This is a genomic window from Neorhizobium turbinariae (genome assembly GCF_023223505.1).
Classification (GTDB): Bacteria; Pseudomonadota; Alphaproteobacteria; order Rhizobiales; family Rhizobiaceae; genus Neorhizobium; species Neorhizobium turbinariae.
Window position 1 is genome coordinate 164,511 of the sequence record NZ_JALPRY010000003.1, and the last position, 16,322, is coordinate 180,832.

General features: G+C 62.5%; 15 protein-coding genes. 6 read left to right on the top strand and 9 right to left on the bottom strand.

From position 1 onward, the window contains the following. Positions 1–41 precede the first annotated feature (41 nt). The 6 genes from M0654_RS02910 to M0654_RS02935 all read left to right on the top strand — a co-directional run bounded on the left by M0654_RS02910 (position 42) and on the right by M0654_RS02935 (position 6,362). Positions 42–1,091, top strand: a complete 1,050-nt coding sequence (locus tag M0654_RS02910; RefSeq protein ID WP_248681754.1) for a dipeptidase — start codon at positions 42–44, stop codon at positions 1,089–1,091. Positions 1,092–1,140: 49 nt separating this feature from the next. Further along, complete coding sequence (locus tag M0654_RS02915; protein ID WP_248681755.1) at positions 1,141–2,751, top strand: ABC transporter substrate-binding protein; 1,611 nt, start codon at positions 1,141–1,143, stop codon at positions 2,749–2,751. Positions 2,752–2,831: 80 nt separating this feature from the next. Beyond that, positions 2,832–3,836 (top strand): ABC transporter permease, encoded by a 1,005-nt coding sequence (locus M0654_RS02920; protein ID WP_390919490.1) that lies wholly within the window; start codon positions 2,832–2,834, stop codon positions 3,834–3,836. After that, the gene (locus M0654_RS02925; RefSeq protein ID WP_248681757.1) at positions 3,833–4,768 is read left to right on the top strand and encodes an ABC transporter permease; all 936 of its coding nucleotides are present in this window, start codon (positions 3,833–3,835) and stop codon (positions 4,766–4,768) included. The genes M0654_RS02920 and M0654_RS02925 overlap by 4 nt, the downstream gene beginning before the upstream one ends. A 2-nt stretch (positions 4,769–4,770) precedes the next feature. Then, complete coding sequence (locus M0654_RS02930; protein ID WP_390919492.1) at positions 4,771–5,613, top strand: ABC transporter ATP-binding protein; 843 nt, start codon at positions 4,771–4,773, stop codon at positions 5,611–5,613. After that, positions 5,610–6,362: an ABC transporter ATP-binding protein gene (locus tag M0654_RS02935; RefSeq protein ID WP_118850542.1), complete on the top strand. Its 753-nt coding sequence runs from the start codon at positions 5,610–5,612 to the stop codon at positions 6,360–6,362. Before M0654_RS02930 ends, M0654_RS02935 begins: the two co-directional genes overlap by 4 nt. Before the next feature lie 5 nt (positions 6,363–6,367). Here the strand turns inward: M0654_RS02935 and M0654_RS02940 are convergent, their stop codons facing one another. The 9 genes from M0654_RS02940 to M0654_RS02980 all read right to left on the bottom strand — a co-directional run. Continuing rightward, the gene (locus M0654_RS02940) at positions 6,368–7,945 is read right to left on the bottom strand and encodes an FGGY-family carbohydrate kinase (RefSeq protein WP_248681758.1); all 1,578 of its coding nucleotides are present in this window, start codon (positions 7,943–7,945) and stop codon (positions 6,368–6,370) included. 50 nt (positions 7,946–7,995) lie between these two features. Beyond that, positions 7,996–8,700: an HAD family hydrolase gene (locus tag M0654_RS02945; protein ID WP_248681759.1), complete on the bottom strand. Its 705-nt coding sequence runs from the start codon at positions 8,698–8,700 to the stop codon at positions 7,996–7,998. Between the two features lie 14 nt (positions 8,701–8,714). Beyond that, positions 8,715–10,196 carry a mannitol dehydrogenase family protein gene (locus M0654_RS02950; protein ID WP_248681760.1) on the bottom strand — a complete coding sequence of 494 codons (1,482 nt, stop codon included), beginning with the start codon at positions 10,194–10,196 and terminating at the stop codon, positions 8,715–8,717. Between the two features lie 27 nt (positions 10,197–10,223). Further along, the gene (locus M0654_RS02955) at positions 10,224–11,228 is read right to left on the bottom strand and encodes an ABC transporter ATP-binding protein (protein ID WP_118850538.1); all 1,005 of its coding nucleotides are present in this window, start codon (positions 11,226–11,228) and stop codon (positions 10,224–10,226) included. Between the two features lie 11 nt (positions 11,229–11,239). Beyond that, entirely contained in the window at positions 11,240–12,064 is an 825-nt protein-coding gene (locus tag M0654_RS02960) for a carbohydrate ABC transporter permease (RefSeq protein ID WP_118850537.1), read from the bottom strand. A gap of 12 nt (positions 12,065–12,076) precedes the next feature. Beyond that, positions 12,077–12,946 (bottom strand): carbohydrate ABC transporter permease, encoded by an 870-nt coding sequence (locus tag M0654_RS02965; RefSeq protein WP_118850536.1) that lies wholly within the window; start codon positions 12,944–12,946, stop codon positions 12,077–12,079. Positions 12,947–13,127: 181 nt separating this feature from the next. Continuing rightward, positions 13,128–14,453: an ABC transporter substrate-binding protein gene (locus M0654_RS02970; protein ID WP_118850535.1), complete on the bottom strand. Its 1,326-nt coding sequence runs from the start codon at positions 14,451–14,453 to the stop codon at positions 13,128–13,130. Positions 14,454–14,597: 144 nt separating this feature from the next. Beyond that, complete coding sequence (locus M0654_RS02975; RefSeq protein ID WP_118850534.1) at positions 14,598–15,551, bottom strand: sugar-binding transcriptional regulator; 954 nt, start codon at positions 15,549–15,551, stop codon at positions 14,598–14,600. Between the two features lie 306 nt (positions 15,552–15,857). Further along, a partial coding sequence (locus tag M0654_RS02980; RefSeq protein ID WP_248681761.1) for an oligopeptide/dipeptide ABC transporter ATP-binding protein occupies positions 15,858–16,322 on the bottom strand: 465 nt, incomplete at its 5' end.

A 16,322-nucleotide genomic window follows, 5' to 3' on the forward strand; every position in this document is an offset into this window, starting at 1 on the left:
CCACTCACCTCAGGGAAATCTCACACAATCGGGAATAACGCATGGAACTGGTGTTCGACGGCCATAACGATGTCCTTCTGCGGCTCTGGCGGACTGCCAAGGACGGCGGTGACCCGATTGCGGAGTTTATCGAGGGAACGACCAACGGCCATATCGACGGGCCGAGGGCGAAGAAGGGTGGCCTCGCCGGCGGGCTTTGCGCCATCTACATCCCGTCCGGCGACCTGGTTCTGAAGGAGCCGGATGCGAACGGCCACTACGTAACGCCGCTGTCGGCGCCGCTCGACCACCTGCCGTCGCTGACGATTGCGCTCGAAAAGGCGGCCATCGCCTATCGGCTGGAGCAGGCAGGCGGCTGGCGGATCTGCCGTTCGACGGCTGACATACGCAGCGCCATGGACGAGGGAATCTTCGCAGCCGTTCTCCACATGGAAGGTTGTGAAGCGATCGATGACGATCTGGACAACCTCGAAACCTTCTATGCCGCTGGCCTGCGTTCGCTCGGACCGGTCTGGAGCCGCCACAACATCTTCGGCCACGGCGTGCCGTTCGCCTTCCCGATGTCGCCCGATACCGGACCGGGTCTCACCGACCGTGGCTTTGAACTGGTGAAGGCCTGCAACCGGCTCGGCATTGCGATCGATCTTGCGCACATCACCGAAAAGGGCTTCTGGGATGTCGCCAAGACCACCGACCAGCCGCTGATCGCCAGCCATTCCAACGCGCATGCGCTGACGCAGGTCGCCCGCAACCTCACCGACAAGCAGCTCGATGCCGTGAAGGAAAGCGGCGGGATCGTCGGACTGAACTATGCCGTCACCATGCTGCGCGACGACGGACGCGACAATGTCGCCACGCCGATTTCGGACATGATCCGCCACGTGAACTACATGGTGGAATGCATGGGCATCGATCACGTGGCGCTTGGATCCGACTTCGACGGAGCTTCAATTCCCGAAGAGATTCAGGATGCTTCCGGTAATCAAATTCTGGTTGCAGCCCTCAAAAGTGATGGTTACGGTACGGACGAACTAAGGAAGCTTTGCCGGGATAACTGGCTCAGAGTCTTGGGGAAAGCCTGGCACGAATAAGGTGCGGATTTCCCCATGGGTCCAAAGAACCAAAAGGGGAATTCAGACCATGCTCCACACATTCACGGGACGATTCCGTCTCCTGACGACCGCCGCTGCGCTGTCGATCATGGTGGCGGCCGCTCCTCAGGCCTATGCCGCCACGCCGAAGGATACGGTCGTGCTCGCCTGGGCAATCGACGACATCATCTCGCTCGATCCGGGTGAAGCCTTCGAGATCTCCGCAGGCGAGATCACGGGCAACACCTACGACAACCTCGTCAACCTCGACATCTCCGACACCTCGAAGGTTTCGCCTGGTATCGCCGAGAGCTGGACGGTTTCCGACGATGCGCTGACCTACACGTTCAAGATCAAGCCGGACCTCAAGTTCGCGTCCGGCAACCCGATCACGGCCGACGACGTCGCCTATTCTTTCGAGCGTGCGGTGAAGCTCGACAAGTCGCCCGCGTTCATCCTCACCCAGTTCGGCCTGACCGCCGAAAACGTGACCGAAAAGGCCAAGGCGACCGACCCGTCGACCTTCGTATTCACGGTCGACAAGCCCTATGCTCCGAGCTTCGTGCTGAACTGCCTGACGGCGAACGTCGCGTCGGTGGTCGACAAGGTGCTCGTTGAGCAGCATGTGACCGACGGCGACTTCGGCAACGGCTGGCTGAAGACCAATTATGCCGGCTCCGGCCCGTTCAAGATGATGCAGTGGCGCGCCAACGAAATCCTCGTCCTGGAGCGCAACGACAACTATTACGGCGAGAAGGCGAAGGTAAAGCGCGCCATCTATCGTCACATGAAGGAAAGCTCGGGCCAGCGCCTGGCGCTCGAGAACGGCGATATCGACATTGCCCGTAACCTTGAGCCGGGTGATCTGGACGCGATCTCCAAGAACAAGGACATCACCACCGACAGCGCGCCGAAGGGCACCGTCTATTACTTCAGCCTCAACCAGAAGAACGAGACGCTGGCAAAGCCTGAAGTTCGCGAGGCGCTGAAGTATCTCGTCGACTACGACGCGATCGGCGCGACCCTGATCAAGGGCATCGGCGAAATCCACCAGACCTTCCTGCCGAAGGGCATGCTCGGTTCGCTCGACAGCAACCCGTACAAGCTCGATGTGGCCAAGGCCAAGGAACTGCTCGAAAAGGCAGGGCTCAAGGACGGGTTCGAAGTGACGATGGACGTGCGCAACACGCAGCCGGTGACGGGCATTGCCGAAAGCGTGCAGCAGACGTTCGCCCAGGCCGGCGTCAAGCTCAGCATCATCCCCGGTGACGGCAAGCAGACGCTGACCAAGTACCGCGCCCGCAACCACGACATCTATATCGGCCAGTGGGGCACGGACTATTGGGATCCGCATTCCAACGCCGATACCTTTGCGGCCAACCCGAACAATGCCGACGACGCTGCGGCCAAGCCGCTCACCTGGCGTAATGCCTGGGACATTCCGGAGCTGACGAAGCAGACGGCGGCAGCCCTTCTGGAGCGTGATGCCGATAAGCGCGGTGCCATGTACCAGGACCTGCAGAAGCAGGTGCTGGAAACCGGACCGTTCGTGATCGTATTCCAGCAGACGGAAGTCGCTGCGGTACGCGCTGACGTCAAGGGTTACAAGCTCGGCCCGAGCTTCGACACGAACCTTCTGTCTACGGTTTCGAAGGAATAGAAACCCGGAGCGTATCTTTGACTCTTTCGGACTCATCGGTGGTGACGCGGCGCAATCGACGCCGCGCATCATCCGCCGCCATGGGCTTTCTGCGTTTCGCCGTCACAGCACTGACGACGATCTTCGGCTTGCTCGTGGTGACTTTTTTCATTGGCCGGGTCATTCCCATTGACCCGGTCTTGGCCATTGTGGGCGATCGCGCCCCGGCGCATGTGGTTGAGCGCACCCGCATCGAGCTTGGCCTCAACCTGCCGCTCTACCAGCAGTTTTTCTTTTATGTGAAGCAGGCGCTGACCGGCAATTTCGGCACCTCTGTCCTCACCACCAATCCGGTGCTGGAGGACATTCGCCGCGTGTTTCCCGCGACGATCGAGCTTGCCACGATCGGCACGCTGATCGGCTCGATCCTCGGCATCCCGCTCGGCGTCCTGGCGGCCGTCAAACGCGGCTCGATCGCGGACCAGATCGTGCGCATCATCGGCCTGATCGGCTACTCGGTGCCGATCTTCTGGCTCGGGCTGCTGGCGCTTGTGGTGTTCTACGCGCAGCTGCGCCTCGTTGCCTATCCGGGCCGCATCGACGTGGTCTACGAATACACATTCACGCCGATGACCGGCTTCTTCCTGTTTGATGCCATCGTGCAGCGGCAGTGGGACGTCGTCTGGGACCTGTGGCGCCATATCGCCCTTCCCGGCGCGCTGCTCGGGTATTTCTCGCTCGCCTATATCAGCCGCATGACCCGCTCCTTCATGCTGACGGAGCTTAGCCAGGAATACATCGTCGCAGCCCGCGCCAAGGGTCTCTCCGAAACCCGGATCATCTGGTTCCATGCGCTGCGCAATGCGGCTGTGCCGCTGGTGACCGTCATCGCGCTTTCCTATGCGGGATTGCTCGAAGGCTCGGTCCTAACCGAAACCATCTTCTCCTGGCCCGGACTTGGCCTCTACATCACCAATTCGCTGCAGAATGCGGACATGAACGCGGTGCTTGGCGGAACGTTGGTGATCGGGGCGGTCTTCGTCGGCATCAACATCTTCTCCGATCTTCTTTATCGGACACTGGATCCTAGGACGCGCAGCCGATGAGCAACGCGGATACCACCACCTTGAAGCCCTATAGCCGTGCCTGGCTCCTCTCTGACCGGCCGAGTTCGCGCCGCCAGGCCCGGCTCGGACGGGCCTATATCGTCTGGCGCCGGTTTGCCGAAAACCGGCTGGCGCTGCTGGGTCTCGCGATCCTGATCCTGCTTCTCTTCGTGGCAGCCTTTGCCGGCGTACTTGCTCCGCATGATCCGGTTGTCGGCGACCTGCGCAACGCCCGCCTGCTGCCGCCGGGGTCGGAAGGTTACCTGCTCGGAACCGACGACCAGGGCCGCGATATCCTTTCGCGGCTGCTGCATGGCTCGCGGCTGACGCTGCTTGTCGTCGTGCTCGTGGCAGTGATTGCGGCGCCGATCGGGCTTATCGTCGGGACGGTGTCCGGTTATGCCGGTGGCTGGGTCGATGCGGTGCTGATGCGGATCACCGACATTTTTCTTGCCTTCCCGAAGCTGGTGCTGGCGCTTGCGCTCGTCGCCGCCCTCGGCCCCGGCATCGAAAACGCGATTCTCGCGATCGCCGTCACCTCCTGGCCGCCTTATGCACGTATCGCGCGCGCCGAAACGCTGACCTTCCGCAATTCGGAATTCATTGCGGCGGTGAAGCTGATGGGTGCCTCGCCTTTCCGCATCGTGCTTCGCCATGTCATCCCGCTGTGCACCTCGTCGCTGATCGTGCGTGTCACGCTCGACATGGCGGGCATCATCCTGACCGCCGCTGGCCTCGGTTTCCTCGGGCTTGGCGCGCAGCCGCCGCTGCCGGAATGGGGCGCAATGATCGCGTCCGGTCGCCGCTTCATTCTCGACCAGTGGTGGGTCGCCGCGATGCCGGGTTTTGCGATCCTGATCGTCAGCCTCGGCTTCAACCTGCTCGGTGACGGACTTCGCGACGCGCTTGATCCGAAGGAGGCCGGCCAATGATGATGGGTTCGGTTCCTCCGCTCCTTTCCGTCGAAGATCTTCGCGTCACCTTTCCGACACGGACGGGCGAGGTGCAGGCGGTGCGCGGCGTTTCCTTCACGCTCGGCCGCGAAAGGCTGGGCATCGTCGGCGAGTCCGGTTCGGGCAAATCGCAGACCGGCCGCGCCATCATGGGGCTGACGCCGGGGCATGCGCGGATCACCGCCAAGACGCTTTCTTTCGGCGGCCGTGACCTCCTTACCATGCCAGCTCGCGAGCGGCGCGACCTGCGCGGCAAACGGGTTGCGATGATCCTGCAGGACCCGAAATATTCGCTCAATCCGGTGATGACCATCGGTCGCCAGATCGTCGAAACGCTGAAGACGCATGAAAAGGTTTCGGCGACGGAAGCCCGGGAGCGTGCGCTTGCGATGCTGGAGGCGGTGCAGATACGTGATCCGCAGCGCGTCTTCAACCTTTATCCGCACGAGGTTTCGGGCGGCATGGGGCAGCGGGCGATGATCGCCATGATGCTCGTTTGTGGCCCGGAATTGTTGATCGCCGACGAGCCGACATCGGCGCTCGACGTGACGGTGCAGCTGGAAGTCCTCAGCATTCTCGACAAACTGGTGGCCGACCGCGGCATGGGCCTGATCTTCATCTCGCATGACCTGCGGCTTGTGTCGTCCTTCTGCGACCGCGTGCTGGTGATGTATGGCGGGCGCATCGTTGAGGAGCTTCCCTCCGCCAATCTGGCCGATGCGCAGCATCCTTATACGCGCGGCCTGCTCAACTGCCTGCCGACCATCGATTCCGACCGGCATCCGTTGCCGGTGCTCGACCGCAAGCCGGAGTGGGCGCTATGAGTTCTGCTGTTTCCACCCGCGACATGACCGTGTCCTTCCACGAGTTCAAGGCGCTGAACAGTGTGAGCGTCGACGTCGCGGAAGGCGAGTCCTTTGGCATCGTCGGAGAATCCGGTTCAGGCAAATCGACGCTGCTGCGGGCGATCGCCGGGCTCGTCCCCTTCCAGCAGGGGAGGCTGACGGTCAACGGGCGCGACTATTCCAACCGCGCCCGCGACAAGGATTTCTATCGCACCGTCCAGATGGTGTTCCAGGATCCTTACGGCTCCCTGCATCCGCGCCAGACGGTCGACCGGCTGCTGCTCGAACCGTTGGCGATCCACGGCTATACGGATGTAGAGACGCGCATCAACCGGGCGCTGGACGAGGTGGGGCTGGGCTCGGGCTTCCGCTTCCGGTATTCGCACCAGCTTTCCGGCGGGCAGCGCCAGCGCATTGCGATCGCACGGGCGCTTATCCTGGAGCCGAAGATCCTGCTGCTCGACGAGCCGACATCGGCACTTGATGCCTCGATCCAGGCGGAAATCCTCAACCTGCTCGAACAGGCGCGGCGCGACCGCAACCTTACCTTCATCATGGTGAGCCACGACCTTGGCGTCATCAGCCATATGTGCGGCCGGCTTGCGGTGATGCGCCAGGGCGAGGTGGTCGAGACGGTGCCGGTGGAAGCGCTGAAGCGGCGTGAATTCTCGGCCGAATATACCCGCCAGCTGCTGGTGGCGAGCGAAGGTTTCCGCCGCGTCGGTTAGCCGCGTTAGGCCAAAGCCCGCAACTCCTCGCGGTGGCGAACCATTGCCAGGAACCGGCGATAATCCCGGTCGTATTGCGCTTTGCGGCCCGGATCCGGCTGCCGCTCCTGGCCGCCGCGATCCATCACCTGGCCTGCCTCGAACAACGACGGATGCACGCCACCGGCGACGGCTGCCGCCATGGCGGTTCCGAGAAGCACGGCATCGCGCGTTTCCGGGATCACCACACGGCAACCCGTGACATCGGCATAAAGCTCGAGCAGCAGCGGGTTGTTCACATGCCCGCCGGTGACATGCAGCGTCTGGAACCGATAGCCGTAACCCGCCATCGCATCCAGGATGTGGCGGATGCCGAGCGCGACGGAAACGCAGGTTCGCCAGTAAAGGCGGCAGAGCCCGTCGAAGGAGGTGTCGAGCGTCAAGCCGCTGATGACGCCGGTGGCGCGCGGGTTAGCAAGCGGCGATCGGTTGCCATGGAAGTCCGGCAGGATCGCCAGGTCAGGGGCGATGTCGCCGTCTGTCTCAGCCTGCAGTTCCCGCACGCGGGAAATGATCCGCTCGTGCAGTTCGGCAGTCGGTTCGCCGCCTGCCGCATGCATCAGCACCATGTGGTCGAGCAGGGCGCCCGCGGCTGACTGCCCGCCCTCGACGAGCCAATGTTCCGGCAGCACGGCTTCGAAATACGGTCCCCAGAGACTGCGGCCCGGCTTGGGATCCCTGGCAAAGGCGACGATGCAGCTCGACGTGCCGCCGATCAGCGCGACGCTCGATTCAAGACGATCACCGGATGCGCCGCCAAGGGCACCAAAGGCTCCGGCATAGGCATCGATCAAGCCGGGCGCTACAGCGACCTGAATGTCCAGACCAAGTTCGCTCGCCGCCTGCGCGCTCAACCGGCCGATGGTTGCGCCGCAAGCGATGGTTTCGACGGGCAGGTTGCCCTTGTGGAGCAGGTCGTCGAGCCCCGCCTGTGCCAGATAATCACCACGCCATCCGGGCGCCTGGTGGGCGAGGTAATTCCACTTGGCGGTCAGGGTGCAGCGGGAACGCGCGGGCGAACCCGTGGCCTTCCAGGTGAGGAAGTCGGCGAGGTCGAAGAAATAACCGGCTTGGGCCCAGCTCTGGGGCAGGGCGCGCTTCAGCCACATCAGCTTGGGGATCTGCATTTCCGGCGACAGTGATCCCCCGGAAAACTGCAGAACCTCGTGTTCGGTCGCCGAAAGCTCGTCCGCCTCGCGGATTGCACGGTGATCCAGCCAGACGATCGTGTCCTGGTTCGCTTTGCCGGTCGTCGAGACGGTGAGAGGCAGGCCGTCACGATCGCGGACGACGAGCGAGCAGGTGGCGTCGAAACCGATCGCGGCAACCTGGTCGGGCCTTAAGCCGGCGTCAGCCATCGCGTCCTTCACAGCGCGACAGACGGCGGCCCAGATGTCTTCGGAATCATGTTCGGCGTGATTTTCCTTGGGCCGGAACATCCGGATCGGGTGTTTGGCCTTGGCAAGCAGCTGCCCCTTGCCATCGAAGACGCCGGCGCGGGCGCTGGCCGTGCCGACATCGACCGCAACGAGGTGATCACGCATTCAGTCTTGTTTCCCGTCCCTCGGACAATCCGCCGATGCCGCCAGAGCCGTTAGGCCTGCTGTGGCATGCTTTTGTTCCCGCCTTCCATATGCTTTTGCACAAGGTGGAGCAAATCCGCCATGGCGTCAAACACGACATGGGGGGACAGGGATTCGATGCGTTCGCGGTAACCCGGAACGCAGGCATGCGAGGCGCCGGTAAAGGCAAAGACCGTCATCCCCGCGCGCTTGGCGGCCTCGATGCCGGCAGGGCTGTCTTCGATGACGATGCAATGGGCAGGCGCGACGCCCATGGTTTCGGCGGCATGCAGGAAAAGGTCGGGCGCCGGCTTGCCCTTGGCGACCATGGAAGCCGAAAAGATGTGCGGCTCCAGCCGGTCGAGCAGGCCGGTGACGGAAAGCGACAGACGGATACGTTCCGGCTGGCTCGACGAGGCGACGCAACGTGGGACATCGAGTGCGTCCAGAGCCTCGGAAATGCCTGTGACGGGTTTCAGCTCGGCGCGAAACTCGCGGTAGAGGTCGTGGCGCATGTCATCGAGGAATGCTTCATCGGCCTCGATGCCGAACTCTTCGCTCATCGTCTTGGTCACGGTGGCCAGGCTGCGGCCGAGGAAGCGGCGGTAGGCCTCCGCTTCATCCATATCCACGCCCTTGCGGCGCAGGGCGTTGACGAGGACGCGCACGGACACCGGCTCACTATCGACGAGAACCCCGTCGCAATCGAAGATCACCAGATGTCCACTGCTAGCCACGCCGAACGCTTCCCTTATCTGACGAGCTGGTCAGCCAGGTAAAGCTGCAGCGTCTTTGCCGTGCCTTCCGTCCAGAGCGTCTTCAGCGCATGCGCAAAACGCTCCCGGAACAGGGCGGACGACGAAACCTCGCCGAAGATCTCATCGAAGGCAAGGAAGGCATCCGGGTTATCCTTGGCTTTGAGCGCCGCCTCGTGCAGTTTTTCCGCACTTGCGTCGTTGAACACGATCTGGCGACCGCTATCGGATGTGCCTGCGAAATAACGGCACCACAGGGCCGAGACGAGCGACAGGCCGACGATGTCCTTGGCCTGCGCCAGCCGGTCGCGGGTCGAAGGCAGGATGAACTTCGGCTGGCGGTTGGAACCGTCCTGCGCGAGCCGCGGAATGGTGTCGCCGATCTTCGGGTTGAGGAAGCGGCGCTCGATCAGGTCGAAATATTTGTCGAGTTTTGTGTCCGGCACCGGCGGCACGATCGGGATGATCTCTTCCTTCTCGAGCTTGGCGAGGAAGGCGCGGATCAGCGGGTGCTCCATCGCCTCGTGCACGAAGTGGATGTCGAGGAGTTCGCCTGGATAGGCGATTGCTGCGTGGCCGCCGTTCAGGATGCGGATCTTCATCAACTCATAGGGTGCGACGTCCGGCACGAACTGGACGCCGACCTCTTCCAGGCGCGGACGACCGGCAGGGAACTTGTCCTCCATCACCCACTGCTTGAACTCTTCGCAGAACACCGGCCAGTTGTCGTCGATGTTGAATTCCTGGCGCAGTATATCGAGTTCGCGCGGCCCGGTGGCGGGCGTGATGCGGTCCACCATGGAGTTCGGGAATGCGACGTTGTCGTGGATCCACTGCGCGAAGTCGGGATCAGAAAGCTTGGCGAGGCCAACGAGCGTGTTCTCCGTCACATGCCCGTTGCCGGGAATGTTGTCGCAGGACATGACGGTGAAGGGCGAGATGCCGCGCTCGCGCCGCAGGCGCAGGCCGGCGATGATGAGGCCGAAGACCGTCTTCGGGTTGGTCGGGTTGGCCCCATCCTCGACCATGGCGGGGTGCTTCGGATTGAAGTTGCCGGCCGCATCGATGAAGTAACCGCCTTCGGTGATCGTCATCGAGACGATGCGGATTGCCGGATCGGCGAGTTTTGCAACCAGCGCCGCCTTGTCGTCGGGCGCAATGATGTCGACCATTGGCGCGGTGATGCGGGCTGCCGTCTTGTTGTTGTCCTGTTCGACAACGGTGGTGAGGAAATCCTGCGCCTTCAGCTTGTCGCGCATCGCTGCATCGGATGGCATGACGCCCGCGCCGATGATCGCCCAGTCATGCGCCTTTCCGGTGTTGAACAGGTCGTCAAGATAAACTGCCTGGTGGGCGCGGTGGAAATTGCCGACGCCGAAATGCACGATGCCGGGCGTCAGGCTCTTCGGGTCATAAGCCGGCACGGCAGCGGTGGCTGCAGCGTCATTCAAGCTCGCCAGCGAAAGCTTCACAGTCATTGTCTTTACTCCAGTGCGGCGCGCCGATCAGGCTTGGAGCGCCATTCCCTTGTCGTCGAAGCGGTGCAGCTTGCTTTCGTCCGGGGTCAGGTAGACCACATCGCCGTGGTGGGCACGGAACTCGCCGTCGCAGCGCGCGGTGACCTGGCCGATGCCATCGACATCCAGATGCAGGAAAGTATCGGCACCCAGGTGCTCAGCGACCTTCACGGTACCGCGCCATGTGCCGTTGTCCCTTGAAAGCAGAAGATGTTCCGGCCGGATGCCCGCGGTCTTGGCGTTCTTCGACTGGGCGTAAGCGCCGTCGATAAAATTCATGCGCGGGGAACCGATGAAGCCGGCGACGAAGAGGTTGCGCGGCGTCTTGTAGAGCTCCAGCGGCGAGCCCACCTGCTCGATATTGCCGCGGTTCAGAACCACGATCTTGTCAGCCATGGTCATGGCCTCGACCTGGTCGTGGGTGACGTAGATCATCGTCGTCTTGAGTTGATGATGCAGGTCGCTGATCTCCAGCCGCATCGTGCCGCGCAACGCCGCATCGAGGTTCGACAGCGGTTCGTCAAACAGGAAGGCGGAGGGTTCGCGAACGATCGCGCGGCCGATCGCGACACGCTGGCGCTGGCCGCCGGAGAGCTGCGAAGGGCGGCGCTCCAGGTAGTCGGTGAGGTTCAGCACCTTAGCGGCAGCCTCGACCTTCCGGTCGATCGCGGCCTGGTCCATCTTGGCCATCTTCAGCGGGAAGGCGATGTTCTTCCTGACACTCATATGCGGGTAGAGCGCGTAGGACTGGAAAACCATGGCAAGGCCGCGCTGGGCCGGTGCCGCCTGCGTCACATCCTTGCCGTCGATCAGGATCTGGCCACCCGAGACATCTTCCAGCCCGGCGATGAGCCGCAGTAGCGTGGACTTGCCGCAGCCCGAGGGGCCGACGAACACGACAAATTCGCCATCATTGATCTCAAGGTCGATCGAGGGGATGACCTTAGCTTCGCCGAAAACCTTCGACACCTGCCGGAGCGTGATGCTGCCCATGTCCCTGTTCCTTACTTAACCGCGCCAAAGGTGAGGCCGCGAACGAGTTGTTTCTGTGAGAACCAGCCGAGAATGAGGATCGGGGCGATTGCCATGGTGGAAGCTGCCGAGAGCTTCGCCCAGAACAGGCCCTGCGGGCTGGAGAAGGATGCGATGAAGGCCGTCAGCGGCGCTGCATTGGTGGTCGTCAGCCGGATCGTCCAGAAGCTTTCGTTCCAGGCGAGGATGATGTTGAGGAGGAGCGTCGAGGCAATGCCCGGCACCGCCATCGGCGTCAGGACATAGACGATCTCCTGCCACAGGCCTGCACCATCCATGCGCGCCGCTTCCAGGATCTCCCCCGGGATTTCGCGAAAGTATGTGTAGAGCATCCACACCACGATCGGCAGGTTGATGAGGGTCAGCATGACGGTGAGGCCGATGCGGCTGTCGAGCAGGCCGAAATCGCGAAACAGCAGGTAGATCGGCACGAGCACGGCCACCGCGGGCATCATCTTGGTGGAGAGCATCCACATCAGGATGTCCTTGGTGCGCTTGGTCGGCGAGAACGCCATCGCCCAGGCGGAGGGGATCGCGATGATGAGCGCGAGGATGGTGGAACCGACGGAAAGGATCACCGAGTTGGTGAACGGCTTCAGGTAATCGCTGCGGGTCTGCACCGTGATGTAGTTTTCGAAGGTGCCGGACGGGATAAGGCTGAAGCCCGCGATCGCTTCTGGTTCCGTCTTCAGGCTCGTGACGAGCGTGTAGAGGATCGGAAAGAAGATGATGAGCGCGACGATCCAGGCGAAGACGGTCGCGGTGACCTTGTGTCTGGTGGTGACGGCACGAGCCATTGTCTTCTCCTATCAATCCAGGTTCCGGCCAACGGCGCGCATCAGGAAGATGGCGATGATGTTGGCGAGCACGACTGCGATGATGCCGCCTGCCGATGCGCCGCCGACGTCATAGCCAAGAAGCGCGGTGCGATAGATCAGGAAGGCGAGGTTGGTGGAGGCGTAACCGGGGCCGCCATTGGTGGTGACGAGGATTTCGGCATAGACGCCCAGCAGGAAGATGGTCTGGATCAGGATGACCACGGTCACCGCGCGGGCCAGATGCGGGAGCACGAGATAGATGAAGCGGTTGAAGAAATTTGCCCCATCCATTTCGGCCGCTTCCTTCTGCTCGCCGTCGAGCGATTGCAGCGCGGTGAGCAGGATGAGCGTCGCAAACGGCAGCCACTGCCAGGCGACGATGATGACGATCGAAAACAGAGGGTATTGCGCAAACCAGTCTATCGGCTGCTGGCCGAGAAGGTTGGCGATGTCTGCAAAAACGCCGTAGCCCGGATGCATGATCATGTTCTTCCAGATCAGCGCCGCGACCGGCGGCATGACGAAGAACGGCGAGATGACCAGGATGCGGACGATGCCCTGGCCGAAGATCGGCTGGTCGAGCAGGAGCGCGATCGCGATGCCGCCGACAACGGTGATGAACAGCACGCCGCAGACAATGACCAGCGTGTTCCAGATCGACTGGAAGAAGGCGGGGTCGGTGTAGAAAAATTCGTAGTTGAGGAAGCCTGCGAAGTTCACGTTCGCGGGGCTGAGCAGGTTGTAGTTCTGGAACGAGAACCACAGCGTCATCGCCAGCGGCACGATCATCCAGACCAGGAGAAGCAAGACGGACGGCGCCATCATCAGGCGCGCCAACGTCTTGGTGTTATGCGTTGCCATATCGATGCCCTCCCCGAGCCGTCATTCTTGATCTTCTTTGAGCGAGGTGTTTGCCGTTGCAGGGCGGCCTTTGCCGTCTCCCCATCCGGGAAGGGCGGTTGCCGCGATCTTGGAAGCCCCTTGGTCGGGCCTCGTTCCTCTCCCCGCGAACGGGGAGAGGAGGGATCACGATCCGGATCGCTTACTTCGGATAACCGGCGCGGCGCATTTCGCGGCTGGTTGCCGTCTGTGCCTGGGCAAGCGCGTCTTCCACCGTCGACTGGCCGGCGATGACGGCCGAGAAGAGCTGGCCGACATTGGTGCCGATCGCCTGGAACTCAGGGATCGCCACGAACTGGCCACCGGTGTAGGGCACCGGCTTCACGGTCGGCTTGGTGATATCCGCAGCCTGCATGGCAGCGAGCGTCGGAGCTGCGAAGGCAGCTTCCTTCTTGTAGTTCTCGTTGTTGTAGAGCGAGGTGCGGGTGCCCGGAGGAACAGCGGTCCAGCCTTCCTTGGATGCAACGAGCTCGGTGTATTCCTTGCTGGTAGCCCAGGAGATGAACTTCTGTGCCGCATCAGCCTTGGTGGAGGATGCCGGAACAGCAAGGTTCCACGACCACAGCCAGTTGCCGTGGTTGTCGACGCCTTCCTTGCTCGGGAAGATCGCGTAACCGACCTTGTCGGCGACCGTCGAGTTCTTCGGATCGGACACGAAGGAAGCCGCAACGGTGGCGTCCATCCACATGCCGCACTTGCCCTGCTGGAAGAGCGTCAGGTTTTCGTTGAAGCCGTTGGAGGAAGCGCCCTGCGGGCCGGCGTCCTTCATCAGGTCAACGTAGAACTGCAGCGCTTCCTTCCATTCCGGCTGGTCGAACTGCGGGTTCCACTGCTCGTCGAACCAGCGGCCGCCAAACGAGTTGGTCATGGCGGTGATGAAGGCCATGTTCTCGCCCCAGCCAGCCTTGCCGCGCAGGCAGATGCCGTTGACGCCGGTCGAGCGGTCGGTGATCTTGCGCGCTGCATCACCGATGAAATCCCAGGTCGGGTTTTCCGGCATCTTCAGGCCGGCCTTCTCGAACAGGTCGGTACGATACATGATCATCGCCGACTCGCCGTAGAATGGTGCCGCATAAAGCTTGTCTTCGACGGTGAGGCCGCCGCGGATCGCCGGCAGCATGTCATCAACGTCGTAGTTGTCGCCGAGCTTGTCCAGCTCCAGGAGCCAGCCCTGCTTTGCCCAGATCGGCACTTCGTAGTTGCCGATGGTGAGGATGTCGTACTGGCCGCCCTTGGTGGCGATGTCGGTCGTGACGCGTTCGCGCAGGACGTTTTCTTCCAGAACGACCCAGTTGATCTCGATGTCCGGGTTGGCCTTGGTGAATTCCGAGGTCAGGCCCTGCATGCGCACCATGTCGCCGTTGTTGACGGTCGCGATGGTGAGGGTTTCAGCGGAGGCCTGGGTGGAGAAAAAGCCGGCAACGGCCATGGCCGAGCATGCGCCCAGCAAAATCGTCTTCAATGTCATATCTTCCTCCCGAGAAGATGAATATCGAGCATTCGCTTTGCTCGTGGGCAAATACTCGTGCACTCGGCGTAAAAGTCAACGGGGATTCGTCGCTGCGCTGCGGCGCGCGCGGCTAAGATGATGATGTTGAAGAAGAATTTTTGCTCAGTGCTTGAGCAGTTGCGCAGCGGTTGCTTCGTCGGTGATCACGCCGTTGATGAGCTGACCCTTCAAGGCAGCGGCAAGTGCGGGGATTTTCTTGCGCCCCTGGGCGATGCCGATGACCGAGGAAGTCTCGCGCGACGGGATCGGCACGCTAGCGACGCGATCGTTGACGGAGTTGGCAAGAAGCACGCCCTGCTGGTCATAGACCCAGCCGCAGATCTCGCCGGCGGCCCCTTCCTTGATGAGCTTCTGCATCTCGCTCTTGGCGAGGAAGCCATCGACGCAAAGGGGGCCATCGACACCGAGCTCGCCAATGCCGACAAACGTGACATCGGCCTGCGCGCCGAGCGCCAGCGTCGAGCGCACCAGCGCCTGGTCGTGCAGCGTTTCGCGCTCCTCCGGAGATGAGCAGAGAACAGGCAGGGGCATCGGGAAATGCCGCGCCTTGATCGCGTCGGCCATCGAGAAGATGACGTTGTAGAAGGCGGCCGAGCCGTCCGGCCCGATATTGCCGGTGAGCGAGACGATGCGGTGCTGCGGGCATTCCATCGGCGGCAGCTGGTCGACGGCGGCCTTCAGGGTGCGGCCCGTGCCGATCGCGATGATGATCGGGTCGGGGCGCTTCAGCCAGCGTTCAATCTCGGCAGCGCCTGCCTCGGCAATTCCGACCGTGCTCGACATGCCCGCGGGGTCGCTCGGCACGACTTCCACATGCTTCAGCCCATATTTTTCGCGCAGCGCATCGGCAAGTTCAAGGCAGGCGGAAATCGGGTGGTCGAGGCGGACCTTGATCAGCCGTTCGGCCATGGCGAGCGACACGAGCCGTTGCGCCGACTGGCGCGAGATGCCCATGGCCGCGGCGATCTCGTCCTGCGTTCGGCCGGCGACGTAGTAGAGCCAGCCGGCCCTTGCCGCATCGTCAAGCCGTCCCTGGGCATCGGACCGTTTTGCCATGGCAGAATTCTCCTCTGCGCGTTTGCTGCCACGATTTCGGAGAGGCTGTCAAACGGCGAGGCGGGTGAACCCAAGATTGTCGAAGCGCATCAGCCACCACCTGCGCCATCACGTCATGGCGCGCCATCTGCGCCACCCTGGAGGCCGGGATCCAGCCCTTGGGCTGGATTCTCAGATTAGGGGATCGTCCTCGATCAGCTGAAGACACGCGGCTTCCCGTATGCGCCGCCGGATCTCACGTTTCTCGCTTATCAGCGCATCCCGACAGGAAGAAGGCTCCCCGGCGAACCGGAGAGCCGGGAGCGCTTACGCCACCTGCACGACGTGGCCGGGCGAAACCTCGCGGTATTCGCGTGCCGGCGGGACATAACCCACCGGACGGATCGGGCTCTTGATCTCGTCGGTCGACATGTTTCGCTTGATGCGCCGGCGGGAGGGATCCGGCACCGGAACGGCGGCCATCAGCTTCTTGGTATAGGGGTGCTGCGGGTTTTCGAACACCGCCGCGCGTGGGCCGATTTCGACAATCTCGCCCAGATACATCACCGCCACCCGATGGCTCACCCGTTCCACCACCGCCATGTCGTGCGAGATGAACAGGAAGGCGAGGTTGAGGCTCTGCTGCAGGTCGAGAAGCAGGTTGCAGACCTGCGCCTTGATCGAAACGTCGAGCGCCGAGACCGCTTCGTCGGCGACGATCACCTTGGGGTCGAGCATCAGCGCCCGGGCGATTGCGATGCGCTGCCGCTGGCCGCCGGAAAACTCGTGGGG